26 protein-coding genes are annotated in these 23453 nt (G+C 64.6%); 6 read left to right on the forward strand and 20 right to left on the reverse strand.

Annotated elements, in window-relative coordinates; translation table 11 throughout:
- Positions 1 to 72 precede the first annotated feature (72 nt).
- Both A9Z00_RS04645 and A9Z00_RS04650 read left to right on the forward strand, forming a co-directional pair.
- Complete coding sequence (locus A9Z00_RS04645) at positions 73 to 705, forward strand: GNAT family N-acetyltransferase (protein ID WP_296974979.1); 633 nt, start codon at positions 73 to 75, stop codon at positions 703 to 705.
- 41 nt (positions 706 to 746) lie between these two features.
- The gene (locus A9Z00_RS04650; RefSeq protein WP_296974981.1) at positions 747 to 1925 is read left to right on the forward strand and encodes an acetoin utilization protein AcuC; all 1179 of its coding nucleotides are present in this window, start codon (positions 747 to 749) and stop codon (positions 1923 to 1925) included.
- 94 nt (positions 1926 to 2019) lie between these two features.
- On the opposite strand, the gene A9Z00_RS04655 is transcribed toward A9Z00_RS04650, so the two are convergent.
- The 12 genes from A9Z00_RS04655 to A9Z00_RS04710 form a co-directional block, all read right to left on the reverse strand.
- Positions 2020 to 2730 (reverse strand): 5'-methylthioadenosine/adenosylhomocysteine nucleosidase, encoded by a 711-nt coding sequence (locus tag A9Z00_RS04655; RefSeq protein ID WP_296974983.1) that lies wholly within the window; start codon positions 2728 to 2730, stop codon positions 2020 to 2022.
- Between the two features lie 110 nt (positions 2731 to 2840).
- A complete protein-coding gene (gene ccpA / locus A9Z00_RS04660) occupies positions 2841 to 3845 on the reverse strand; it encodes a catabolite control protein A (protein ID WP_296974984.1) in 1005 nt (334 codons plus the stop codon).
- Positions 3846 to 3973: 128 nt separating this feature from the next.
- A complete protein-coding gene (locus A9Z00_RS04665) occupies positions 3974 to 4387 on the reverse strand; it encodes a hypothetical protein (RefSeq protein WP_296974986.1) in 414 nt (137 codons plus the stop codon).
- Positions 4388 to 4484: 97 nt separating this feature from the next.
- Positions 4485 to 4973 (reverse strand): VanZ family protein, encoded by a 489-nt coding sequence (locus A9Z00_RS04670; RefSeq protein ID WP_296974988.1) that lies wholly within the window; start codon positions 4971 to 4973, stop codon positions 4485 to 4487.
- Positions 4973 to 6841 carry a phosphoenolpyruvate--protein phosphotransferase gene (ptsP, locus tag A9Z00_RS04675; RefSeq protein WP_296974989.1) on the reverse strand — a complete coding sequence of 623 codons (1869 nt, stop codon included), beginning with the start codon at positions 6839 to 6841 and terminating at the stop codon, positions 4973 to 4975. Before ptsP ends, A9Z00_RS04670 begins: the two co-directional genes overlap by 1 nt.
- Positions 6838 to 8682 (reverse strand): glucose PTS transporter subunit IIA, encoded by a 1845-nt coding sequence (locus tag A9Z00_RS04680; protein ID WP_483316266.1) that lies wholly within the window; start codon positions 8680 to 8682, stop codon positions 6838 to 6840. Before A9Z00_RS04680 ends, ptsP begins: the two co-directional genes overlap by 4 nt.
- A 275-nt stretch (positions 8683 to 8957) precedes the next feature.
- Complete coding sequence (locus tag A9Z00_RS04685) at positions 8958 to 9617, reverse strand: hypothetical protein (protein WP_296974992.1); 660 nt, start codon at positions 9615 to 9617, stop codon at positions 8958 to 8960.
- 91 nt (positions 9618 to 9708) lie between these two features.
- Positions 9709 to 10152, reverse strand: coding sequence for a CoA-binding protein (locus A9Z00_RS04690; RefSeq protein ID WP_296974994.1), 444 nt, complete (start codon positions 10150 to 10152; stop codon positions 9709 to 9711).
- A 27-nt stretch (positions 10153 to 10179) separates the two neighbouring features.
- Positions 10180 to 11472, reverse strand: a complete 1293-nt coding sequence (gene aroA / locus A9Z00_RS04695; RefSeq protein ID WP_296974995.1) for a 3-phosphoshikimate 1-carboxyvinyltransferase — start codon at positions 11470 to 11472, stop codon at positions 10180 to 10182.
- Between the two features lie 56 nt (positions 11473 to 11528).
- The gene (locus A9Z00_RS04700) at positions 11529 to 11708 is read right to left on the reverse strand and encodes a FluC/FEX family fluoride channel (protein WP_296974996.1); all 180 of its coding nucleotides are present in this window, start codon (positions 11706 to 11708) and stop codon (positions 11529 to 11531) included.
- Entirely contained in the window at positions 11672 to 11917 is a 246-nt protein-coding gene (locus A9Z00_RS04705; RefSeq protein WP_296974998.1) for a fluoride efflux transporter FluC, read from the reverse strand. The genes A9Z00_RS04700 and A9Z00_RS04705 overlap by 37 nt, the downstream gene beginning before the upstream one ends.
- Positions 11914 to 12438: a shikimate kinase gene (locus tag A9Z00_RS04710; protein WP_296975000.1), complete on the reverse strand. Its 525-nt coding sequence runs from the start codon at positions 12436 to 12438 to the stop codon at positions 11914 to 11916. The genes A9Z00_RS04705 and A9Z00_RS04710 overlap by 4 nt, the downstream gene beginning before the upstream one ends.
- A gap of 143 nt (positions 12439 to 12581) precedes the next feature.
- On the opposite strand from A9Z00_RS04710, the gene A9Z00_RS04715 reads away from it, so the two are divergent.
- Positions 12582 to 12872 (forward strand): hypothetical protein, encoded by a 291-nt coding sequence (locus A9Z00_RS04715; protein ID WP_296975001.1) that lies wholly within the window; start codon positions 12582 to 12584, stop codon positions 12870 to 12872.
- 14 nt (positions 12873 to 12886) lie between these two features.
- Here the strand turns inward: A9Z00_RS04715 and gndA are convergent, their stop codons facing one another.
- From gndA to A9Z00_RS04735, 4 genes are all read right to left on the reverse strand, one after another.
- Positions 12887 to 14299, reverse strand: coding sequence for an NADP-dependent phosphogluconate dehydrogenase (gene gndA / locus A9Z00_RS04720; protein WP_296975003.1), 1413 nt, complete (start codon positions 14297 to 14299; stop codon positions 12887 to 12889).
- A 97-nt stretch (positions 14300 to 14396) separates the two neighbouring features.
- Positions 14397 to 15971 (reverse strand): gluconokinase, encoded by a 1575-nt coding sequence (locus tag A9Z00_RS04725; RefSeq protein ID WP_296975005.1) that lies wholly within the window; start codon positions 15969 to 15971, stop codon positions 14397 to 14399.
- A gap of 196 nt (positions 15972 to 16167) precedes the next feature.
- Positions 16168 to 16398 carry a hypothetical protein gene (locus A9Z00_RS04730; protein WP_296975006.1) on the reverse strand — a complete coding sequence of 77 codons (231 nt, stop codon included), beginning with the start codon at positions 16396 to 16398 and terminating at the stop codon, positions 16168 to 16170.
- Between the two features lie 456 nt (positions 16399 to 16854).
- Positions 16855 to 18036: an MFS transporter gene (locus tag A9Z00_RS04735; RefSeq protein ID WP_296975029.1), complete on the reverse strand. Its 1182-nt coding sequence runs from the start codon at positions 18034 to 18036 to the stop codon at positions 16855 to 16857.
- 172 nt (positions 18037 to 18208) lie between these two features.
- Here A9Z00_RS04735 and A9Z00_RS04740 point away from each other — a divergent pair, with 172 nt between their 5' ends.
- Positions 18209 to 19678 carry an aminotransferase class I/II-fold pyridoxal phosphate-dependent enzyme gene (locus A9Z00_RS04740; RefSeq protein ID WP_296975008.1) on the forward strand — a complete coding sequence of 490 codons (1470 nt, stop codon included), beginning with the start codon at positions 18209 to 18211 and terminating at the stop codon, positions 19676 to 19678.
- 87 nt (positions 19679 to 19765) lie between these two features.
- Positions 19766 to 20179: a DUF1885 family protein gene (locus tag A9Z00_RS04745; protein ID WP_296975009.1), complete on the forward strand. Its 414-nt coding sequence runs from the start codon at positions 19766 to 19768 to the stop codon at positions 20177 to 20179.
- A gap of 58 nt (positions 20180 to 20237) precedes the next feature.
- Here the strand turns inward: A9Z00_RS04745 and A9Z00_RS04750 are convergent, their stop codons facing one another.
- A complete protein-coding gene (locus A9Z00_RS04750; protein WP_296975011.1) occupies positions 20238 to 20546 on the reverse strand; it encodes a DUF1292 domain-containing protein in 309 nt (102 codons plus the stop codon).
- 183 nt (positions 20547 to 20729) lie between these two features.
- Complete coding sequence (locus A9Z00_RS04755; RefSeq protein ID WP_296975013.1) at positions 20730 to 21290, reverse strand: stalk domain-containing protein; 561 nt, start codon at positions 21288 to 21290, stop codon at positions 20730 to 20732.
- Positions 21291 to 21509: 219 nt separating this feature from the next.
- On the opposite strand from A9Z00_RS04755, the gene A9Z00_RS04760 reads away from it, so the two are divergent.
- A complete protein-coding gene (locus A9Z00_RS04760) occupies positions 21510 to 22271 on the forward strand; it encodes an MBL fold metallo-hydrolase (RefSeq protein ID WP_296975014.1) in 762 nt (253 codons plus the stop codon).
- 59 nt (positions 22272 to 22330) lie between these two features.
- Here A9Z00_RS04760 and A9Z00_RS04765 read toward each other — a convergent pair whose 3' ends face one another.
- Together A9Z00_RS04765 and A9Z00_RS04770 are read right to left on the reverse strand one after the other, a co-directional pair.
- On the reverse strand, positions 22331 to 22561 hold the full coding sequence (locus tag A9Z00_RS04765) for a DUF3892 domain-containing protein (RefSeq protein WP_296975016.1): 231 nt from the start codon (positions 22559 to 22561) through the stop codon (positions 22331 to 22333).
- A 183-nt stretch (positions 22562 to 22744) separates the two neighbouring features.
- Positions 22745 to 23453: transposase family protein (locus tag A9Z00_RS04770; RefSeq protein ID WP_483316264.1), on the reverse strand; the 709-nt coding region annotated here is incomplete at its 5' end.

Raw genomic sequence — 23453 nt, forward strand, 5'->3', positions numbered from 1 at the left:
CTGCTACGATGGACTGAGAACGCTGCCATTTCCGGAGACACGCCTGATCAGGCGGACAGGAGGCCGCAGGTCATGGAGCACCGCAAAATTTACCATTGCGAGCGCGTATCGACCCCGAAGGGCGAGCTGATCGTGGAAGGACCCGTTCCCCCGGAGAAACTGGCCGGCTACCGGATGCACCCGAAACTGGACGCCTTCCGCCGGCCGGCCGAGCAGCACGCCGCGCTCGTCGAGATCGCCGGCCTTCCCGAGGGGCGGATCATCGTCGCCCGCGACGGCGATACGATCGTCGGCTACGTCACCTTCCACTATCCCGACGAGCTGGAACGCTGGTCGTCCGGCGGACTCGAGGATCTGATCGAGCTCGGCGCGATCGAGGTGGCGGACGACTACCGTTCGTGCGGGATCGGCAAGCGGATGCTCCGTCTCGCGTTCGCGGACGGCCAGCTCGACAATGCCATCGTCTTCACGACCGAATATTACTGGCATTGGGATCTCGAAGGAAGCGGTTTGAACGTATGGCAGTACCGGGAGATGATGGAGAAGCTGATGAAATCCGTCGACATGGTCTGGCACGCGACGGACGACCCGGAGATTTGCGCGCACCCGGCCAACTGCCTGATGGTGCGCATCGGCAAGGAAGTGCCGATGGAGTCGATCGAGAAGTTCGACCGCGTCCGTTTCCAGCGGCGGATCATGTATTGATCCGGCGCGACAGAAGCCAGGCGGAAAGGAAGACCAACGGAATGCCGGAACATGCCGTTTTCGTCCACCACGCGGGCGAGACGAAATACCGATTCGGCGACAGCCATCCCTTCAATCCGAAACGCCAGCTGCTCACGATCGATTTGCTGCAACGGATGGGCGCGCTTCGCGCGGATCGGATCGCGGCGCCCGAACCCGCTTCGGACGAGCAAATCCTGTTGATCCACCGCGAAGATTACGTGCGGATCGTGCGCGCGCTGAGCTTGCCCGAGCCCGCGCAGGCCGATCTGGACGAAGCGGAGCGTTACGGACTGGACACCGAGGATAATCCCGTATTCCCGGGCATGCACGACGCGGCCTCCCTGATCGTCGGCGGATCGCTCCACGCCGCCGAGCTCGTCATGTCCGGCCGCGCGCAGCACGCCTACCACATGGCCGGCGGGCTGCACCACGCGCTCCCCGGCCGGGCGGCCGGCTTCTGCATTTACAACGACGCGGCGGCCGCAATCGCCCATATCCGCCGGAAATGGGGCGCCCGGGTCATGTACATCGACACGGACGTCCATCACGGTGACGGCGTGCAGTGGATGTTCTATGCCGATCCCGACGTCCTGACGTACTCGATCCACGAGACGGGGAAATACCTGTTCCCCGGGACGGGGTTCGTCCACGAGCGCGGCGAAGGCGAAGGATACGGCCGCACGGTCAACATGCCGGTCGAGCCGTACACGGAGGACGCATCCTGGCTGGAATGTTTCCGGGAGACCGTGATGCGCGCCGCGGAGTCGTTCCGTCCCGACGTCATCGTCAGCCAGCACGGCTGCGACGCCCACGCCTGGGATCCGCTGTCGCACATCCATTGCAGCATGGCGATCTACGCCGAGATGCCCGCCGTCATCCACGAACTGGCCCACCGGTACGCGGACGGAAGGTGGATCGCCGTCGGCGGCGGAGGCTACGACGTCTGGCGCGTCGTGCCGCGCGCCTGGTCGCTCGTCTGGCTCGAGATGACCGATCATCCGGCAGCGGAGAGGGCCCGAAAGGGCGGCGACGGCGGACGTCTCCCGGAGGACTGGATCCGGGTTTGGCAGGCCGAAAGCCCCGTGAAGCTGCCCGAGACCTGGCTGGACGATGTGGAAAGCTGGACGCCGATGCCCCGGCGGGACATCATCACCGAAACGAACCGCCGCACCAAAGAGCTGGCTGTTCAGTTCCTGTAGTCAATAAGGAGCCGGCCGTCCAGTTCCTGTAAAAAAAAAAACGGCCGTCCCGGAGCCAATGGCCCCGGTCGGCCGCTGCGCCGTCTCCCGCGCGTCATTTCCCGTCTTCCATGCGCATGAGCATCGCTTCGACAAGCCGGTACGAGCGGTTCGCCGCCTCGACGGTGAACGCCTCGAAGCTCTCCGGCGCGCCGCCGTCGGCGCGGTCCGACATCGAGCGGATGATGACGAAGGGCACGCCGTTCATCGCGCACACCTGCGCGACCGCCGCGCCTTCCATCTCGACGCAGACGCCGCCGAACGTCTCGCGCAGTTCCCGCACGATCTGGCGGCTTGCGATGAACTGGTCGCCGGACAGCAGCTTCCCCGTCCGGCACCTGCCGGGATACAGCGCTTCGCCGGCGAACACGGCCAGCCGGACGAGCCGCTCGTCCGCCTCGAACTCCGACCGTTCCTGGAACGGAATGACGCCGCGCGGAAATCCGAGCGCCGACACATCCACGTCATGCTGCTGGCAGACGGTCGAAATGACGATGTCACCGATGTCGAGCGTCGGATCGAGCGCGCCGGCCACGCCGGTGAACACGACGCAGTCCGCGCCCTGGTCGATCAGAATCTGCGTGCATACGGCCGCATTCACCTTGCCGACTCCCGAGCGGCAGAAAATGACCCGCTTGCCGTGAAGCTCGCCCGTCGCATAGTCGATGCCGGCCTTCGAGCGGACTCCGCTCACCCGCACATGGCGGTGCAGAAGCTCAACTTCCTCCTTCATCGCGCCGATGATGCCGACGGTGTTGAAAGGCATGCCGCCACCTCCCCCGAATACAGACAGAAAACGGCTGTCCGTCCCCCCCCCGGCGCCCCGCGGGGACGGAAGCCGTTCGTGCGCTTGCAGCAACCGGTTCGACGACCGGATCAACGCGCCGCGACGGATTGCCGCGATATGAGCTCGTGCGGCAGGATGACGCGGAGCTGATCGACAGGCTCCTTCCGCATCAGCTTCGTCAACAGGCGCATCGATACGGCGCCGATGTCATACATCGGCTGTGCGACGGCGGAGAGCTGCGGCCGCACCATCGACGCCATCCGCGTGTTGTCCACGCTGATAACGGATACATCCTCCGGCACGCGCAGACCGAAATCCTGGATATAGTGGATCGCGCCGATCGCCATTTCGTCCGAAGCGGCGAAAACGGCCGTCGGACGCTCCTCCAGCTCGAGGAAATACTTCATCGCCTCGACGCCGGACTCGTAACGATAGTTGCCGACGCGGACCAGCTTCTCGTCGTACGGGATGCCGGCCGCTTCCAACGCCCTGCGGTAGCCCTGGAACCGGGCATATCCGTTCGTCGGGTCCTGCAGCGTGCCGCTGATCATCGCGATGCGGCGATGGCCCGCGCCCGTAAGCGCCGACACCGCATCGAACGCCGCCGACTCGTGATCGATGTCCACGCACGGCATCGTGCCGTGCTCGTCGGAGGTGGCGCACAGCACGACCGGTACGTTCGCGGATTTGAACGCCGCGAGGTGATCCTCCGTCACGGCGCCTCCCATGAACAGGAGGCCGTCCACCTGCTTCTCGAGCAGCGTGTTGATGACGCGGATCTCCTTCTCCTTGCGCTTGTCCGCGTTGCACAGGATGATGTTGTAGTGGTACATGTTGGCGATGTCTTCAATGCCCCGCGCCACTTCCGCGAAGATCGCGTTCGAAATGTCGGGGATGACGACGCCGACCGTCGTCGTCTTCTTGCTCGCGAGTCCCCGCGCGACCGCGTTGGGCCGATAGCCGAGCCGTTCGATCGCTTCGAACACCTTCTTGCGCGTCTGCGGCTTCACGTTCGGGTTGTTGTTCACAACCCGGGACACCGTCGCCATCGAAACACCGGCTTCACGCGCTACGTCATAAATGGTTACCGTCACGTTTTTTCTCTCCATGTCTCGCATTGGTCGTCCAACCGCCGTCCCGTGAAAAATACTTTCATTGGTTATCATTGTACGACAAATCGGGGACGAGCGCAACGAAAACCGTCGCGGGAACAGGCAAAACCTTATGTATTCGGCATCCTTCTCGCAATGCGGGCCAGGCGGGCGCGCAGTTCCTCCTGCCAGGCGGCGTCGTTCAGCGACTGCGCCAGCAGATGCAGGTCCAGAAGATCGTTCACCCGCTCCTCCACGAGCCGTTCGATCTCCCGGGCGTCGGGTTCCTTCCCGCCCATGCCGGCCTGCAGCAGCAAATCGGCCCATTCGCTCCATTCGCTGAAGGAAAGCGACTGCTTCGGCGGCTTGTCGCCGAGCTTTCCGATGAGTCCCGTCAAATCCTGCTTGACCTCCGGGATCACCTCGCTCCGGTTGCAGGCCGGACACGAATAGATCGGAACATCGTCAATCTCGACGCGCCCCGAATAAATGACGGTGGACAGCCGGATTTTCATCTCGCTGCCGCAGGAACACCGTTTGCGCAAGTCCGTCACTCCTCCTCGAACAGGAAGCGAACAGCCGCACCGTGCCGGAGGCATACCGGTGCCTGTTCGCATCGGAGTTACTATTCGACCCGCGCAGTCAAGACTCCTGCTCCTTCCGGGTATCAATATTTGACTGTCCGGGCAGCAAACGCCAGATGCGCCGCACTCCCGGAAGCGCCGTGAAGCAGACGCCCAGGGCGGCGCCGATCGCGTCGCTGAGCAGATCCTTCGGATCCGGCATCCGGCCGTCGACGAACGACTGGTGATATTCGTCCGTCACCCCGTAGAGCACGCAGGCGAGGACGACGGCCAGTTTGACCGCGGGCCGCCGGGACGCGGCGCCGATCGCAAATTCGAACGTCAGCGCCAGCACAAAATAGGCGACGTAATGTCCCCAGTCGAAGCCGTTCATGCCGGGAACGAACCGGCGGAACAACGGCAGCATGGCGTCCAGTTCATCGGCCGGCCGCGACGACAGCGCGAAGATGACCGCCATCCAGACGATCGGCGCCAGCCACCGCACGGCACCCGGCGGAAGCCGGCGGCGGCCGCCCGCATCACGCCGGAAACGGAACGAACCGGCCATCAGGAAGCCCCCGCCGTTCCCGCCGGCCGCGCCGCATTCGGGGCGCCGGGCCCGGCCCCCGGAACGCGAGCATCCGGTTCGTTGCCGGCGCGCGCGTCATTCCCGGCCGATTCCGGCGCGGCCGCGCCGTCCGCCTTCATCCGGGCCTCGACCGTCAGGCGGAATGCATCCAGCAGGCGCAGCGCCTCCTCCTGCGTCCGGCATTCCCAAAGCCGGTTCAGCAGGTCGATGCTGTCCGAGCGATGCGTATGGAGCAGCCGCTCCTTGATCGGCAGGATGGAATGTGACGACATGCTGATGCTGTCCACGTCCAGGCCGAGCCAGATCGGCAGCGCCCGGGGGTCGCCCGCCATCTCCCCGCAGACGCCGACGTGGATGCCCCGGCGCTTCGCCGCGTCCACCGTCATCCGCAGCATGCGGAGCACGGCGGGATGGTACGGCTGATACAGGTTCGAGATGCGCTCGTTCATCCGGTCCACGGCCAGGACGAACTGGATCAGGTCGTTCGTGCCGATGCTGAAGAAGTCGACCTCCTCCGCCAGCAAATCGGCGATCGTGACGGCGGAAGGCAATTCGATCATGATGCCGCACGGCACGTTCGGATCGAACGGGAGCCCTTCCGCCTCGAGCTCGCGCTTCGCTTCCGCCAGGATCCGGTTGGCGGCGCGCACCTCCTCGACGGACGAGATGAGCGGATACATGATCTTGACCTTGCCGAACGCACTGGCCCGGAGGATCGCCCGAAGCTGCGTCTTGAACAGATCCGGCCGGTCCAGGCAGATGCGGATCGCGCGATAGCCGAGGAACGGATTGGCCTCTTCGCCGATCTCGAAGTAATCGAGATGCTTGTCGCCGCCGATGTCCAGCGTCCGGATGATGAGCGGCCGCCCGCCCAGCTTCTCCGCTACCGCCTTGTATACGTCAAACTGTTCCTCTTCGCCCGGAAACTGGTGCCGGTCCATGTAGAGGAACTCCGTACGGAACAGCCCGACGCCGGCGGCGCCGGACTGGAGCGCCACCTCCAGCTCCTTCAGCGAGCTGATGTTCGCTTCCAGCGCGATCTCCTTGCCGTCCGGCGTGACGGAACGGACGTCCGCCAGGCGGCGCAGCCGGCTCCGATGCTCGGTCTGCCTGCGCTGAAGCTCGGTGTAAATCCGGATCTGTTCCTCCGTCGGCCGCGGAATGACCAGCCCCTCATCGCCGTCGATGATCAACAGGTCGCCGGTCTCGGCCAGCGACTCCAGCGGCACGTCAAGCCCGGTGACGAGGGGAAGGCCGAGCGCGCGCGCCATGATCGCGGCGTGCGACGTCATGCTTCCGGTGATCGTCACGATGCCGAGCACGTGCTGCGGATTGAGATGGACGAGCTGGGAAGGCGAGACTTCGCGCGCCACCAGGATGAACGGCTGCGCGTCCGTCGGCAGCGATACCTCGGGCATGCCGAGCAGATGTTTGAGCAGCCGGTTGCCCACGTCCTTGATGTCGAGCGCCCGCTCCTTCATGTATTCGTCGTCGAGGAGATCGAACATCGCCACGAAGTGGTCGATCGCTTCCTTGACCGCCGCTTCGGCCGCCTTGTACTGGCGACGGATGATGCCCTGGATCTCGTTCATGAATATCGGATCGTTCAGAATGGCCAGGTGGGCGTCGAAAATGCTGCGCTCCTCGCTGCCGACGACTTCGGCAAGCTCGCCCTTGATTTGCTCGATCTCCCGCTTCGACGAACGGATGCCCTCGTACAGGCGCTCGAACTCGCGGGCCAGGTCGGCGACGTCGATCTTCTTGTCCGGCACGTCCCACTCCCAGTCCGGCAGGACGAACGCCTTGCCGATCGCAATGCCCGAAGAAGCGCCGATCCCCTTGATCATCGTCTCTCTCCCCCCTCGTCTCTCTCTTCCAGCACGACGGACATGACCGAAGCCTGCCCTTTCTTGACGGCCGTATACGGAGCGAACACCCAGGAACGGACGCGCTCCGGATTCGTGATGACCATCGGCGTGACCGGCGACTTGCCCGCGGCGCGGATCCTCTCGGGATCGAACCGGAGCAGCGGCTGGCCGGGAACGACCGTGTCGCCTTCTTTCACCAGCGGCAGAAAGCCCGCGCCGTTCAATTCCACCGTGTCGATGCCGACGTGCAGCAGCACCTCCAGTCCCTCCGGCGTTCGTATGCCGATGGCGTGCTTCGCCGGATGGACGTGGATCACGACCCCTCCGACCGGCGCCGCCAGCTCGCCGCGCTCCGGCACGAAGGCGACGCCGCTCCCGACCAGCTTGCCCGCGAAGATCGGATCCGGCACCTCCTCGAGCGGGATCATCCGCCCCTGGACGGGCGACTTGAACTGCACCCGTCTCAAATCGCGTTTCATCAGCTTCAGGATCTCCTCCCGGATCAGTTCGGAGAAGGTGCCGAACACGACCTGCACGTGGCCGCCGCCCAGCCGGATGACGCCGGCCGCGCCGAGGCTGCGGAGCGCCGCCGCGTCGAGCAGCCGGTCGTCGTGCAGTTTCAGGCGGAGGCGCGTGATGCAGGCCTCGATCTGGATGATGTTGTCCTTGCCGCCGATCGCCTGGAGAATGAGCGGCGCGCGGTATGGGATGTCGCCCGCCCATTCGTCGAGCGGCGATCCCTCCTCCCGGCCGGGCGTCGGAATGTCGAACCGCCGGATCGCCCAGCGGAACAGCCAGTAATAGCCGATGCCGACGGCGAGGCCGATCGGCAGCAGCAGCCAGCCGTTTGTGGACAGATGCAGGTTGATCAGAAATTCGAACGCGCCCGCCGAGAACGAAAATCCGTGGAGAATGCCGAGCTCGTACGTCAGCCACATGACGAACCCGGACAGGAACGCGTGCAGCACGAACAGATACGGAGCCGCGAACATGAACGCGAACTCGACCGGCTCCGTCACGCCCGTCAGGAAGGAGGACAGGGCGGCGGAGACGAACGTCCTGCGCACCTTGGGCTTCAGGTCTTCCCGCGCTTCATGGATGATCGCCAGCGCGATCGCCGGCAGGCCGAACATCATGATCGGATACAGGCCGGCCATGTACGAACCGGCCGTCGGATCGCCGGAGAAATATCGCGGCAGATCGCCGTAGACGATCATGCCCGCTTCGGTCTCGTAGGCGCCGACCTGGAACCAGAACACATGGCTGACGAGGTGGTGGAGTCCGAAGGCGACCAGAATCCGGTAGGTGAATCCGAACAGGAAGATGCCGAACCCGCCCGCGCGCTGCGCCGCTTCGCCGAGTACGACCATCGCGTCCTGGATCGGCGGCGCGATCTCGATCATGATGATCGAAAACGCGAGCGCCGCGAAGCTGACGAAGATCGGCACGAACCTCGGACCGCCGAAGAACTGCAGATATTCCGGCAGGCGGAAATCCTTGAACTGTTCGTAGCTGTAGCCGGCCGCGATGCCGATGACGACGCCGATCAGCACCGTCGGCTGGATGTCCAGCCCCGCGTACGAGCCGGTGACGGCCGTATAGATGAACATGCCCGCGAGCGCCGAGAAGCCGGCCGCCGCCGCGTTGCCGGTCAGACCGAGCGCGACGCCGAGCGCGAACAGATAGGGAAGCGCCTGGAACAGGATGTCCCCGGCCTTCGCCAGATGGCCGGCCATCGGCGTCATGCCCCAGTCGTCCCAGGGCAGCCCGCTCAGGAACAGGAAGACGGCCGCCGCCGGCAGCATCATCATCGGGAGCATGAGCGCGCGGCCGAATTGCTGCAGATTGCCGATGAGCTTCACGCCTTCTCCTCCCGCGCTTCGCGGATCGCCGCGTCGAATCCCGCGCGATTGTACCGCAAAGTCTATCTCGATGGTACGCGTTCGCCCGCCTTTTGTCAAAAAGAATCCGGCCCTCGGACGGATGAATTCCGCCGGAACGACCCCGGAAAACGACCCCAATGAAAAAAGGACGGACCCCAACGTCCGCCCTTTCGAACTTCGCCGGTCAGACAGCCGTCAAGCTGACCGGACGGTCACGACTGATAGCCCAGGCGCTGGATGACCGGGCCTTCCTGCTGGTACGCGTTCGTCGCGCGGTAGACCGGGTGCTGCGGACCGGCCGATGCGAACGTCTGCTGGCCGGCCGGTTGCTGCATGGCCTGCTGGCCGAACGCCTGTTGACCGGCCGCTTGCGTGAACTGCTGTTCCTGGACGCCCGCCTGGTAGCCGAAGCGCTGGATGACCGGGCCTTCCTGCTGGTACGCGTTCGTCGCGCGGTAGACCGGATGCTGCGGGCCGGCCGATGCGAACGTCTGCTGGCCGGCCGGTTGCTGCATGGCCTGCTGGCCGAACGCCTGCTGACCGGCCGGTTGACGGAACGGCTGCCCCTGGACGCCCGCCTGGTAGCCCAGGTGCTGGATGACCGGACCTGCCTGCTGATACGCGTTCGTCGCGCGGTAGACCGGATGCTGCGGACCGGCTGATGCGAACGCCTGCTGGCCGGCCGGTTGCTGCATGGCCTGCTGGCCGAACGCCTGTTGACCGGCCTGATAGCCGAACTTCGCCGTTACCGGCCCGGAAGCGGCCTGACGCGACAGTTGCCCCTGATATTGGGACTGCACGAAGCCCGCCGGCTGATACTTGTTCTGGGCGCCGGACGGCTGCGTGCTCTGGAACGTGGATTGATGAATCATACGGCGTTTGCCTCCCGAATGCGGTATGGTGAGTCTCCTGACGTGCGAAGACGTCGGAAGCCAACCTTATTGTGGGAGGCGCGCGCCGCTTTTATCCGGGCCGGCGGCTGGATTTCCCTTCCGGCAGCAGGATCGAATCCTCGACCTTGATGCAGCGGTCCATGACGACGTTCATGCCCGCCGCGCGCGCGATCTCCGCCGCCTCCTCGCTCACGATGCCGAGCTGCAGCCAGAGCGTCTTCGCGCCGATCTCCGCCGCTTCGCGCGCGATGTCCGCGCAGTATTCGCTCCGCCGGAACACGTTCACGAGATCGACGGGAAAGGGGATCGCCTTCAGTGACGGGTAGCATTTCTCGCCGAGGATCGTGTCCGCGTTCGGATTCACCGGCACGATCCGGTATCCCTTCGCCTGCATCGCGGCGGACACCTGGTAGGAGGCGCGGTCCGGATTGTCGGAGAGGCCGACGACCGCGATCGTGTCGGTCTCCTCCAGGATGCGCCGGATCGTCTCCCGGTCGGGATGCGTATAGGCCATGGTGCCACGCTCCTTCCGCATTTGCGTTCAGCCGATCCGCTCGACGCGGCCGCCGATGCTTTCCAGATGTTCGAAGAAATCCGGATACGACTTCGCCACGTGGTGCGCGTCGCGGATCACGATCGGTTCCTTCGCGCGCAATCCGACGATCGAGAGCGCCATGATCACGCGGTGGTCATAGTGCGAATCGATGACGGCGCCGCCCCTGACGCCCTCCGGCTTGCCGTGCACGATGATCTCGCTGCGGCGCTCCTCGACGTCGGCGCCCGCCTTGCGCAGCTCCGCGAGGAAGTCGGTGATCCGGTCGCATTCCTTGTAGCGCAGATTCTCGACATTGTAGAAGCGGGACGTGCCCTCCGCGAACACGGAAGCCGCCACCATCGCGAGCACGCCGTCGGTGAAGGCGTCGCCGTCGAACTCGCCGGCCTTGAGATTCCCGTTGCCCCGCACGCGCACGCTGCCGCCCTCGTGCGTGAGCGGCACGTTCATGCTCCTGAGCACGTCGACGACCGCGCGCTCGCCCTGCAGGCTGTCCTCCCGGAGCCGGTGAACCGTGACGTCCGACCGCGTCACCGCGGCCGCGGCGAGAATGGCCGCCGAACCGGGATAGTCTCCCTCCACGGTGTACGTCCCCGCCCGATAGCGTTGGCCGCCGGGAACGCGGTAATGCATGAGGTCTTCGGCCGCTTCCACGGTAATGCCGGCCTGCCGCAGCACGTCGAGCGTCTGCCGGACGACCACCTTCGATTTCAGGTCGTTGAGCACCTCGATCTCGCTGTCCTCGTCAAGCAGCGGCGTCAGGAAGAGCAGCGAGCTCAGGTATTGCGAGCTGATCGCGCCGGAGACGCGGATCTTCCCGCCCCTCGGGCGGCCGCCGCGGATCGTGATCGGCAGCTTGCCGCCGTTGTGTTCGACCGTGACGCCGAGCTGGCCGAGCGCGTCGATCAGATCGTCCTGCGGGCGCTGGCCGAGCGACTTCGGATAGGCGTTCACGAACGTCACTTCCGGCAGGAAGGAGGCAACCCCCATCAGAAAGCGCAGCACGGCGCCCGCATTGCCGACGTTCAGCTCCTTCACGGCCTTCGGCCGCCGTCCGAAGCCGGTGATCGTCATCCGCTCGCCGTCTTCCTCCAGCACCGCGCCGAGATCCCGGATGCACCGGCGCATCGCGTCGCTGTCGTCGCTGCGCGCGGGATACAGGATCGTGCTCGTCCCCTCCGCCAGCGCGGCGGCCAGCATGTAGCGCGTCGTGTAATTTTTCGAGCTCAGCGCCTGAAGTTCGCCCTCCAGCCGGGGCGTCGGCATGATTCGGACGTCCATTCCCCGTCTCCAGCTCCTTCTCCCGTATGGTATGCAAACATATCCCGCCGTCCGCTTCAAATCAGGCTTCCGACGGCGCAACCCGCCGCCGCCAGCAGCAAACCGCCGCCGAATGTGGAGAGGCCGTAGACGGAGGCCACCCCGAATCGCCTCTCCCTGAACATTTCCGCAAGCTGCGCCATGACGGTCGAGAACGTCGTCAGCCCGCCGAGAAAGCCGGTGCCGGCGAGCAGCATGAGGCAGCGATGCTCCGGTGCGGCCGGAAGGCCCGCAAGATCGCCGCGAACCCGCCGAGCAGGCCGATCAGCAGGCTTCCCGCGATGTTCGCCGCGAACGTGGCGATCGGAAACGCGCCGGCCGCCGGGTCGCCGAACAGGTGCGACAAGCCGTACCGGGCGAGCGCGCCCAGGGCGCCGCCGACGGCGACACAGACCGCCGTCTTCACGGGACCGCCTCCTTCACGGCGGCGAGGATGCGGTCCGCGACTTCATCCGGCGTCAAATCCGTCGTGTCGATCTTGACATGGGCGAAATCATACGCCGTCTTTCGCTCTTCCATCAGCCGCTTCACGCGCGCTTCGACGTCACCGCGCAGCAGCGGCCGCGACGCGTCGCCCGACACGCGCTCGATGATCCGCTCGGGCGCGGCCGTGAGCGCCGCGACGAACCCCGATCGCAGCATCGCCTCGCGGTTCGCCTCGCGCAGCACGGCGCCTCCGCCCGTCGCGAGCACGAACGGGCGGTCCGAGGCCAGCAACCGGCCGAGCACGGCGCTTTCCAGATCGCGGAAATGCGCTTCGCCCATCGTGTCGAAAATGTCGGCGATCGCGCGCCCCGCGTCGCGCTCGATCTCCTCGTCCAGATCGATCCGTTCAACCCCGAGCCGCCCGGCGAGCAGCCGTGCGACGGTCGATTTGCCCGTCCCCATGAAGCCGACGAGCACGATTTTGTCCGCCCGGGTCTTCACCCCGATCGTTCCTCCCGCCGTCCAGACATCTGCGACTCCAATGTTTTCATGATAGCACAGCGGCGAAGGAGAGGACAACGCGCGCATAGTCCCGGGCGTCCCGCCGTATGGATGATACCAGAACCTGAGCGGGAGGAATCGCCATGCCGCATGCGGCGCCGCAGCCGTCGGAGAGCCGGATCGACCGGATCCGGGATCCGGCCCGTCCCGCGTGCCGGGACGATCTCGTCTGGCTGCTTCACGCGGTCAAGAAAAAAGTGGCCGGCGGCGATCCTGCGCTGCAGGAACTGCCGCGGCCACAGCTCATCGCGCTTTTCCGCGATTTCGCCGAAGCGGCGCTGATGCTGCTCGGCGGACCCGGCCTCTGCGCCGCGGACGAGCTCGAGCGGGCGCGGCGCAATCTGGCCGAGGCCGTGGCGAGGCTGAACGCGTGACGCGGCGGCGCCGGTCAGCCGTTCAGCCAGTCGAAGTGGAACGTGCCTTCCTTGTCCACCCGTTGGAACGTGTGCGCGCCGAAGTAGTCGCGCTGCGCTTGCAGCAGGTTCGCGGGCAGCCGCTCGCTGCGGTACGAATCGTAGTACGCGAGCGCGCTGGAGAAGGCCGGCACCGGAATGCCGTGCAGGACCGCCGTCGCCACCACTTCGCGCCAGGCATCCTGATAATTTTCGACGACCGACTTGAAATATTCGTCCAGCAGCAGGTTGCTGAGGTTCGGGTTGCGGTCGTACGCTTCCTTGATCTTGTGCAGGAACCGCGCCCGGATGATGCAGCCGCCGCGGAAGATCATCGCGATGTCGCCCAGCCGCAGATTCCAGCCGAAATGTTCCGAAGCGGCGCGCATCTGGGCGAAGCCCTGCGCGTAGGAGCAGATCTTGCTCGCGTACAGCGCCCGGCGCACCGATTCGATGAACGCCTTCCGGTCGCCCGTGAACGGCTTTTTCTCCGGCCCCTTGAGCAGCTTGCTCGCGGCGACGCGCTCTTCCTTCATCGCCGACAGGAAACGGGCGAAGACGGACTCGGTGATGATGGACAGCGGCACGCCGAGATCGAGCGCGCTCTGGCTCGTCCATTTGCCCGTCCCCTTCTGGCCCGCCGCGTCGAGGATGACGTCGACCATCGGCTTTCCGGTCTCCGGATCGTATTTCGCAAAGATCTCCTTCGTGATCTCGATCAGGTAGCTGTCCAGCTCGCCCTCGTTCCATTCCGCGAAAATCTCGTGCAGTTCCTTCGCCGTCAGGCCGAGCAGCGAGGACAGCAGATGGTACGCCTCGCAAATGAGCTGCATGTCGCCGTACTCGATGCCGTTGTGCACCATTTTCACGTAATGGCCGGCGCCGTCCGGACCGATATAGGTGCAGCAGGGCTCGCCGTCCACCTTCGCGGAAATGGCGGTGAGAATCGGCTCGACGAGCCGGTAGGCCGATTCCTGGCCGCCGGGCATGATCGCCGGGCCCTTCAGCGCGCCCTCCTCGCCGCCCGACACGCCGGCGCCGATGAAGCGGATGCCCTTCGCCTCGAGCTCGCGGCTGCGGCGCTGCGTATCCGGGAAATGGGCGTTGCCGCCGTCGATGATGATGTCTCCCTCTTCCAGGTGCGGCACGAGCGCGTCGATCGTCGCGTCGGTGCCCGCGCCGGCCTGCACCATGATCAGAATCTTGCGCGGCCTCTCGAGCGATTCGACGAACTCCTCGATCGTATACGTCGGATGCAGATTGCGGCCGGGATTCTGGCGGATCACCTCGTCCGTCTTCTCCCGCGACCGGTTGTAGATCGAGACGGTGAAGCCCTTGCTCTCGATGTTCAGGGCAAGGTTGCGTCCCATGACGGCCATGCCGATGACGCCGATTTGCCGTTTTGCCATTTCCGACAGCCCCATCCTTTGCGAACTTGAAATTTTCAACGCCCCTATTTTACTCGTTTTGGGGGATGATGAAAACCTATAGATTGCATCGATACCCTTATGGTCCGGGATTGCAGCCGTCCAACCGGAACCGGTCCAGCTCGGCGAAGGTGTCCGCCGTGCGGTCGTACAACCGCCGGAACATGCCGTGGATCCGGTCGTATACGGGCGCAAGATCCGGATTCGGACGGATCCGGTCCGTGACGGCGGCAGGGGGCGGATCCGGATCCCGGCTCAGCCCGAGCGCCTGCATCGCAAGCCGCGCCGCGCCGAGCGCCGAGGCGTCCTCGCTGTCCGTGCGGACGACCGGCCGCCCGAGCACGTCGGCGATGAGCTGCCGCACTGACGCCGAACGGACGAAGCCGCCGGACACCCGGAATTCCCGGATTTCGCCCGTCACCCGCTCGAGCGCCTCCGCCACCGAGCGCAGGTTGAGGACGATCCCCTCCAGCCCGGCGCGGAGCATGTGCCGCCGGTCGTGATCCAGCGCCAGCCCGACGAAGGCCCCGCGCGCCCGCTCGTCCCCATGCGGCGCGCGCTCGCCGGCCAGATGCGGCAGGAACAGCAGGCCGCCCGCGCCCGCCGGCGCTTCCATCGCCAGCCCGACAAGCCGTGCATAGCCCTCGTCTCCCCCTTCGCCCGCCAGATCCGGCGCCAGCTTGTCCCGCAGCCAGCGGAGGACGACGCCGCCGCTGTTGACCGCTCCGCCGGCGATCCACAGGCCTTCCGCCAGCGGATAGCAGAACAGCCGCCCGTCCGGATCCGCGGCCGGCCGGCGGACGGCGACGCGCACCGCGCCGCTCGTGCCGATCGTGAGCGCCGCGACGCCGGGCTCCAGCGCGCCGCCGCCGAGATTGGCCAGCGGTCCGTCGGCCGCGCCGAGCACGACGGGCACATCGGCCCGGATGCCGAGCCTGGCGGCCGCCTCCGGAACGAGGCCGCGCAGGAGATGCGTGGCGGGCTTGAGGTCCGGCAGCCGGTCCGGGCCGATGCCGGCGATTCGCAGCGCCTTTCCGTCCCACGTCCGTTCCTGCAGATTGTAGAGACCGGTACCGCCCGCGGTGGACTCGTCCATCGGGACGGGCCGGCCGAACCAGCGCTCCAGCACATATTCCTTGATGCCGATGAAGCGCGCGGCGGAGGCCGGCAGTTCCGGCCGCTGTTCGCGAAGCCAGAGCAGCTTCGCCAGCGGCGTCATCGCGTGGACCGGCGCCCCCGTGCGGAATGCGAGATCCGCCGCTTCCGCCGATTCGCGAAGCCGCCTCGCCTGTCCGGCCGCGCGCACATCGGCCCAGGTCATCGCCCGCATGAGCGCTTCGCCGTCCGCGTCCACGGCAATCAGCGCATGCATCGCCGTGCTGAACGAGACGGTCAGCACGCCGTCCGGCCCGCACCCGGCGGCGGCGACCGCCTCGCGCACCGCTTCGGCCGCGGCCTCCGCGATGCGTTCGGGCTCCAGCTCCGCGGCTCCGGGTTCGGGCGCAAGCAGCGGATAGGCCCGCTCCGCCCTGGCCCGGATCGCCGCGCGCCCGCCTCCCCGGAGGCTTTCGGCATCGAACGCCAGCACCTTCGCGCTGGTCGTGCCGAGATCGACGGCCAGCACGATCGCTCCTTCCCGCACGGAGACGTTCACGTCGCCGATCCTCCCCGAACTCGATCGAACATGATCAGCCCCATTCTATTGCAACCGTTCCCCCGGTGCAACCCGCCCGAACGGACGGGCCGTAACGCTGACAGGCTTCCCTTCTCGCCCTTCGGCAAGGGAAGCCTGTCAGTCCTTCCGATTCGATTGATCTGCGGTCATATGCACAACCTTCCGTCGGTCGATCTCACATTTCGAGTTCCAGCATTTCCGCCCGCATTTTCATGAGCCGCCTCTTCGACGCTTCCGCGTCGGCGATGCGCCCGTCGGCCAGCGCCTCGTGCAGCACGGCCAGCTCGTAATCGAGTTCCAGCCGCAGGACCCGCACGCGCTCCTCCGCTCTCCGGTTTTGAAACGCGCGAATCATCTCTTCCGTCGTGACCGTCGTGTTCCTGTGGTGGACGACGCGATGGTCCATTTCCGACACCTCCGCCAGTCGGACAAATTCGCCAAACAGGATGTCCTCGATTACGATGCGGCGTTATTCGGTTCAACAGACGGCGGCATGGCCTTCCGGAAACCGTTCATCATGCGTTCCGGCAGTTCCGATCGGAACATTCCCTTCACCACGCTCCGGAGAAGGGGGCGGCGGCCCGGACGAGTCCGCGGATCTGACCATGCATCCTTCTCCGGTCGGACCGGTTCCCCAGGCTGCCATGCTCCGTCTCGTCGGCCGGGTTCACGGCAATCCCCCCTTCCCGAGAATCGGCTGAATGTTCTGAAATTTCTGCCTCAGTTCCAGTTTATACTCCATTTTATGTTCTGGCAACTTGGTTTATTGACGAAAAATGGTTCGCATTTCCTGCCCGCCGGTCCCCGAAAAGCAAACGGGCTTTCCGCCCGCGCACATCGCGCGGGAGAAAGCCCGGATCCGTCAAGCGGCCGGCTGCGGACCCGCTTCTTCCCTGAGGTCGAGCGTGCGAAAGCGCTGAAGAAGCAGCAGTGCGGCGACCGACAGCGCGCCGCTGACCAGGAGCGGCAGCGTGATCTCGATGCGGTACAGGATCGCGCCGAAAAACGGGCCGGTGATGCGGCCAAGGCTGTCCATCGCGGAGGAGAGGCCGGACGCGACGCCCTGACCGACCTTCGTGCGCTGCGTGATGAGCGAGGTGACGCACGGGCGGATCAGCGCGTTCCCGACGCCGAAAATCGCCAGGTACAAGGTGGCCGTCCAGAGCTCGTGCGACGTGACCAGCAGGAAGAAACCGGCCGCCGATACGAGGAGCCCCGCCGCGATCCAGGCCGGCTCCCTGCCCGGCCTGACCACCCGGCGGACAATGCCGCCCTGCACGATGGCGCCGACGAGGCCGCAGACGAAGAACATCATCCCGAACTCGCGCGGCGTCACATCGAACCGCTCGATGCCGAACCACTGCAGCGTCGATTCGATGCCCGCCAGCGAGAAGGTGACGAAGAACGCCAGCACGTACAGGTATTTGAGCGGTCCGGCGAACGCCGTCCAGCGGGACACCCGCTTCGTCCCGGCGCTCCGCCGCTCCGGCGGGAGCGATTCGCGCAGCGTGAAGAACGCGGCGGCGAAGAGCAGCGCCGCGATCGCCGACGACACGAAGAAAGGCGTCTCGAGCGAGTAGCCGCTGAGCCATCCTCCGATGCCCGGTCCGAAGGTAAACCCCATGCCGATCGACATGCCGACGAGGCCCATCCCGCGCGTGCGCTGCTCCGGCGGCGTAATGTCCGCCACATAGGCGACGATGACCGAGACGACGGCGCCGGAGAACAGCCCGCCGAGCAGCCGGGACGCGTACATGAGCGGCAAATGGCCCGACGAGAGTCCGAACAGCAGGAAGCTGACGGAGAATCCGAGCACGCCGGTCAGGATGACCGGCCGGCGCCCGATCCGGTCTGACAGCCTGCCCCACAGCGGAGACAGGATGAAGGACACGAGCGAATAGAGCGACAGCATGGCCGCGTTATGATATTCCGCCCGGTCCGGATCGATGCTTCTCACCAGTTCCGGCATGACGGGGATGATGATGCTGAAGCCGATGAAGACGGTCATGAGCACGAGCATGACCGTCAGGATGCGTCTGTCCATCATGAACCGCCCCTTCCACCCGCTTATCGTACCACATCTTGCCCGCGCGTCCAAATGAACAATCCGGGACATTCCGCGTCCGCGACCTTGCATTCGCCCCCCGATCTGCTATACTCTAGCTTGTTTGGCAAGTGACGAGAAACGGGAATTTTGGAAAGGACGGGATGGGTTGTTGGACCAGTCTTCCACCCCGCTGTTCACCGCGCTTCGGCGGCACGCGGAACGCAACCCGCTGCAGTTCCACATTCCGGGCCACAAAAAGGGCCGGGGCAGCGACGCGGAATTCCGCGCGTTTCTGGGCGACAACGCGCTGTCCATCGACCTGATCAACATCGCGCCGCTTGACGACCTGCACCAGCCCGAGGGCATCATCGACCAGGCCCAGAAGCTGGCCGCGGAGGCGTTCGGCGCCGATTATTCCTTCTTCTCCGTGCAGGGGACGAGCGGGGCGATCATGACGATGATCCTGTCCGTGTGCGGGCCCGGCGACAAGATCATCGTTCCGCGCAACGTCCACAAGTCGGTGCTGTCCGCGATCATTTTCGCCGGCGCCCGTCCGGTGTTCGTCGCGCCCGTGCGCGACCGCAACCTCGGCATCGATCACGGCGTCACGACCACCGCGGTGCGGCGCGCCCTGGAGCGGCACCCCGATGCGAAGGCGGTACTCGTCATCAACCCGACCTATTTCGGCGTTTGCGCGAATTTGAAGGAGATCGTCGATCTCGTGCATTCCTACGATATTCCGGTGTTGGTGGACGAAGCGCACGGAGCGCTGATCCACTTCCACGACGAACTGCCGCTGTCCGCGATGCAGGCCGGGGCGGACATGGCCGCGACGAGCGTGCACAAGCTCGGCGGCTCGATGACCCAGAGCTCGATTCTGAACGTGAAGGGCAACCGCGTCAATCCGCACCGGATCCAGACCATTTTCAGCATGCTGACGACGACGTCGACTTCATACCTGCTCCTGGCGTCGCTCGACACCGCACGCCGCAACCTCGCGCTGAACGGCCGCAAGATGGCGGAGCACGCGATCTCCCTCGCCCGCTACGCGCGCCGGGAAATCAACGCGATTCCGGGCCTGTACTGCTTCGGCGACGACATCCTGGGCGGCGAGGCGACCTTCAGCTACGATCCGACGAAGCTCACCATCCACGTCCGCCATCTCGGCATCACGGGCTATGAAGCGGAGAACTGGCTGCGGGAGAAGTTCAACATCGAAATCGAACTGAGCGACATGTACAACATCCTCGCGCTGATCACGCCCGGCGACACGCCCGAGACGGTCGATGCGCTGCTGCGGGCGCTGCGCGAGATGTCGGACACGTTCTACCGGGTGAACGAAGCGAAGGAACTCGTCGTGAAAATTCCGGAGATCCCGCAGCTTTCGCTCACGCCGCGCGACGCTTTCTACGCGGAGACGGAATTCGTGCCCCTGGCCGAATCGGCCGGCCGGATCATCGCCGAATTCATCTACGTCTATCCGCCCGGCATCCCGATCCTGCTGCCTGGAGAAGTCATCTCGCAGGCGAACATCGATTACATCCTCGACCATCTCCAGGTCGGCCTGCCGGTCAAGGGGCCCGAAGATCCGACACTGAAATACGTGAAGGTGATCGTCGAAGAGCCGCCGATCAGTTGAGAGCCCCGGCCATGCCGCCCGAAGCCGGCGAATGTTGTCAAGCGGCAGCTTCAGTGCTATGCTAGATTCCGGGAGGTGGCCTCACGGGTGAGTCAGAGCGCCTACATCTATTTCGTGGAAGGCTCCGCCGTCGAACAGCTGACGCTGGACGGCGTGAAGGAACAACTTCAGCGATATCGGGAACAGACCGCGTTGACCGGTCGCCAGCTGGGCTGGGACTACGCGGACGCCGCCTTCCCGTACTCGATCGAGCAGAAGGACGGCGAACCGTGGTTTTACCTGAAGGGCCGGGATCCGCGCTATCGCCATATCGTGTTCGGCGTCGGGCAGACGGAGCGCGGTGACCGCACGGTTCATTATGTCCAGGTCGTTCTGCCGGATGATGCCACGTACGGCGACAAAGGGAAAGCGAACGAGTTCTGCAAATACATGGCGAAGAACCTGCAGGCCGAACTGAAGCTGTTCAACGGCCGCACGATGTACTTCAATCCGAGAAAATGACGCAAGGGCCGGCCATCGGCTTCCACCGATGGCCGGCCCTTTTGCCGGTTGCGGGGATTCAGCCCTCGCTCTCCCGGCCGGCGATCTCCTCGTAAACCTTCACCACGCGATCCCATTCTTCGTCGTCTTCGATGCCGACGAGGAACATTTCGCCGTTCTCTTCTTCGATCCGGAAGATGACGCCGTCCGCTTCCGGGTCGTTCCGGTCCAGCAGCACGGCATAGGCCGAATCTTCCGCATCGAACGTGTACACCATGATCATCTCGTGTTCCCGGCCGTCCTCGTCCGTCAGGATGAATACGGCATCCTGTTCGTCGTCATGTTCGAAGTCCCGGCCGCCAGCATGGTCGTGCAAATGTTCGCTCATCGGCAACCCTCATTTCGGTATTCTTGTGCCACAACGCAATCTTGTGCCACATCCGTATCGTACCATGCCCGCGCTTCCGGGTCAAACGATCAAGCGCCCCTTTCGGAGCGCTTTTCCTTGCGGGCGTTTCCCCTTCGGGGGGCTGTCCGCCTTTCCTTATTTGGACCATGCGTCATGGCCGGATCATTGGGCGTAGATCGTCTTCTCGGACACGAGGAACCAATCGTTTCCGCCCTCGGGCTTCATGTAGAGGCGAATCTTGTACTCGCCCGGGTGGCTGAATTTGTACTTCACATCCTTCGTCCGGAGCCGGAAGACGTCGACGTTCTCGGGATTGCTCTCGGCATAGATTTCCTTCTCCGAATTGTACGGGTCCACGATGACCATCCGGGCGTCCGATATCGGCGTCGTCAGCTTTTCGCCGTGAACCAGCACGTAGAAGGTGACCGTGCTGCCCTTCTCCACGCCCTGGAAGATCGTCGAGCCGCTGATCGTCATCATGTGGATGTTCGGGCGGTTGATCTGGACTTGCTTGTTGTCGCCCCAGGATACGAAGGCGAAGAAGTGTTTCGCCACTTCACGGAGCGGCACGTAGGCGGTATCGTCCATGATGATCGCCGATTCGCTCAGGACCGATCCGTTGAGCGTCACCCGCAGCTTGTTGACGGCCGTATCCGCAAAAATCACACTGCTTCCCGCGAGGGACAGCAGGAACATCGACAGCAGCACTTTTTTGAAACGCATGCGCATGTAACCTCCGTCGGCAATTCCTTGGTCGTATAGTTATACTCGGCCAATCGTCCAAAGTTGCGCGGGGACGAAGCCTCGTCCGCACGGAAGATGCGCATGTCCGGGACCTGCTTGGCGCCGGCTGTCGCCATGACCGCGGCCTCTTCCCTTATCCCCGAAAAGATGATAAAGTTTGATCAAGCCCATCACGTACCCGGAAGGAGTTCCGTCTGATTGGAAATATTGATGCTCGGAACCGGCAATGCGTTTGCAAAGAAATACTTCAACAACAACGCCTTGCTGTTCAGCAACGGTTTTACGCTTCTGATCGACTGCGGCTGCACGGCGACGCTCGCCCTTCATCGCATCGGCATGCCGCTGGATGCGATCGATGCGATCCTCATCACGCATATACACGCCGACCATACCGGCGGACTGGAAGAGTTTGCGTACCGCATGAAATTCCAGTACGGCGGCGTACCGGTCCTGTATGTGCCCGACGCGCTGGCAGAACCGTTGTGGGATCATTCCCTCCGGGGCGGACTGGAACAGGAACGCTGGCGGAAGCTCGACGATTATTTCGACGTCCGGCGCCTCCGCGAAGGCGTTCCGACGACGCTGCACGACGGCCTGACCGTCCGGCTCATTCGCACGGAGCACATACCGGGCAAACGCAGCTACTCGCTCCTTTTCAACGAATGCTTCTTCTATACGGCGGACATGAAATTCAATCCCGGCCTCGTGACGGATCTCGTGCGCAACCGGGGCTGCGTCGTATTCCACGATTGCCAGTTCACTTCGCCGGGCGAGGTTCACGCCTCGCTCGACGAACTGCTCACCCTGCCGGAAGACGTGCAGGAGAACATTTGGCTGATGCATTATGCGGACAACCGGGAATTGTACGAGGGGCGCACCGGGCGGATGCGGTTCGTCGAGCAGCACGTCCGCTACACGATCGCGAACGGCCGGGTCGAGCCTTCATCTTCCGCAACATGATCGGAGACGCAAGCCTCCGGCCGCCGAAGCGGCGGACGGAAGCTTGCGTCTCCGCATGCTCAGAAGGTGGGCAGATTGTCGAGATTGTTGGAGGGGTCGCCGTCGGCATCGCCGCGGATGTAGAACTCGCCGTCCCTTCCCTTGAACACGTTGGCGCCCCGGATCCGCCCTTCGCGCACTTCCCGGAGCGCCTCGTCGTAGTTCAGCACCCGCCCCGAGGAGGTGCGGAACGCCGTGATGTCACCGTCGCCGTTCTTGCGCACGGCAACGAACGTTTCCCTTTCCGGCATCGATTTCACGCTCCTTGTCCGTTCCGGCCCTGGGGCCGGTCCGCTCTGTCCGCCTCAATGTCAGTATGCCCTCCGGATCCGATCCGGTATCCGCGTCGGAAGCGGAGCGGCTTGGCAAAAATTTTTTTCGAATGGGGTGTCAAGCGTCTGTGAATATGTCAGGTTAACTGTTCTATGAAAATGTCAGGGATGATAGCTGATTAAACAGCCGCCGTCCTCTTGCAGACTAGCCGGATGCTGTGCTACGCTGTAACTGCTTGCTGGAGAATGTTTTCTCCAGGGATGGTTTGCAGCGGGCTTGCGGGGGGACGCAGGCGCCGCTTCTTTTTTGGCCGTTGTTGGCGCCGGGGTCTGTGTGGCCTGTGTCTCCACACAAGGCCAGGCCCGCCCTTGATCCCACAGCCACACTTGTCCATCCATGCCGACACGCACTTCGACGACGCTCTTCGCTTCCCAGCGCGGAACACCGGGGACGGGCTTTGGCATGTAGCATTTCCCTTTCCAGGAGAACGTCTGCCCGCCGCTGATTCGCCGGTATTGCCGCCGGGCGAAGATGTGCTCCAGGGGTGTTTCGGGCAGCGGACGGTAGGCCGGTTCGGCATTTTGTGGTGCGACAGCGAACTGGCGGTTGTGCTTGGCGATGAGTTCCGGTAACACGCGATTGGCTTCCTCCATCGTGCACACGTTGCGCAGCCTAAGTTCGATCACCAGGCGATCCTGAAAGGTTTGCCAGAGCCGTTCGATCCGTCCTTTGGCTTGGGGTGACAGCGCCTCGATATGGGTAATGCCCAGATCGGCGAGGGCCTGTCCGAAGGTGGAAAGCGACGGCGGCTCACCGGCCAATTCCTGCTCGAGGGTTGGCTTGCCCTTGGGCGGGTGATTAATTGATAAA

The sequence above is a fragment of the Thermobacillus sp. ZCTH02-B1 genome (genome assembly GCF_002159085.1).
In the GTDB taxonomy this organism is placed as follows: Bacteria; Bacillota; Bacilli; order Paenibacillales; family Paenibacillaceae; genus Thermobacillus.

Excerpts from the sequence above, each read along its gene's own strand:
- A9Z00_RS04680 (WP_483316266.1), bottom strand. The coding sequence starts at position 8,682 with ATGCTCCCGATGATGATGCTGCCGGCGGCGGCCGTCTTCCTGTTCCTG.
- A9Z00_RS04735 (WP_296975029.1), bottom strand. The coding sequence starts at position 18,036 with ATGGACAGACGCATCCTGACGGTCATGCTCGTGCTCATGACCGTCTTC.
- A9Z00_RS04755 (WP_296975013.1), bottom strand. The coding sequence starts at position 21,290 with ATGCGTTTCAAAAAAGTGCTGCTGTCGATGTTCCTGCTGTCCCTCGCG.
- A9Z00_RS04700 (WP_296974996.1), bottom strand. The coding sequence starts at position 11,708 with ATGCTGCTCGCCGGCACCGGCTTTCTCGGCGGGCTGACGACGTTCTCG.
- A9Z00_RS04750 (WP_296975011.1), bottom strand. The coding sequence starts at position 20,546 with ATGAGCGAACATTTGCACGACCATGCTGGCGGCCGGGACTTCGAACAT.
- A9Z00_RS04670 (WP_296974988.1), bottom strand. The coding sequence starts at position 4,973 with ATGGCCGGTTCGTTCCGTTTCCGGCGTGATGCGGGCGGCCGCCGCCGG.
- ptsP (WP_296974989.1), bottom strand. The coding sequence starts at position 6,841 with ATGATCAAGGGGATCGGCGCTTCTTCGGGCATTGCGATCGGCAAGGCG.
- A9Z00_RS04655 (WP_296974983.1), bottom strand. The coding sequence starts at position 2,730 with ATGCCTTTCAACACCGTCGGCATCATCGGCGCGATGAAGGAGGAAGTT.
- A9Z00_RS04650 (WP_296974981.1), top strand. The coding sequence starts at position 747 with ATGCCGGAACATGCCGTTTTCGTCCACCACGCGGGCGAGACGAAATAC.
- A9Z00_RS04730 (WP_296975006.1), bottom strand. The coding sequence starts at position 16,398 with ATGGACCATCGCGTCGTCCACCACAGGAACACGACGGTCACGACGGAA.
- A9Z00_RS04685 (WP_296974992.1), bottom strand. The coding sequence starts at position 9,617 with ATGATTCATCAATCCACGTTCCAGAGCACGCAGCCGTCCGGCGCCCAG.
- A9Z00_RS04765 (WP_296975016.1), bottom strand. The coding sequence starts at position 22,561 with ATGCCGGAAAGGGAAACGTTCGTTGCCGTGCGCAAGAACGGCGACGGT.
- A9Z00_RS04715 (WP_296975001.1), top strand. The coding sequence starts at position 12,582 with ATGCCGCATGCGGCGCCGCAGCCGTCGGAGAGCCGGATCGACCGGATC.
- aroA (WP_296974995.1), bottom strand. The coding sequence starts at position 11,472 with ATGGACGTCCGAATCATGCCGACGCCCCGGCTGGAGGGCGAACTTCAG.
- A9Z00_RS04690 (WP_296974994.1), bottom strand. The coding sequence starts at position 10,152 with ATGGCCTATACGCATCCCGACCGGGAGACGATCCGGCGCATCCTGGAG.
- gndA (WP_296975003.1), bottom strand. The coding sequence starts at position 14,299 with ATGGCAAAACGGCAAATCGGCGTCATCGGCATGGCCGTCATGGGACGC.
- A9Z00_RS04645 (WP_296974979.1), top strand. The coding sequence starts at position 73 with ATGGAGCACCGCAAAATTTACCATTGCGAGCGCGTATCGACCCCGAAG.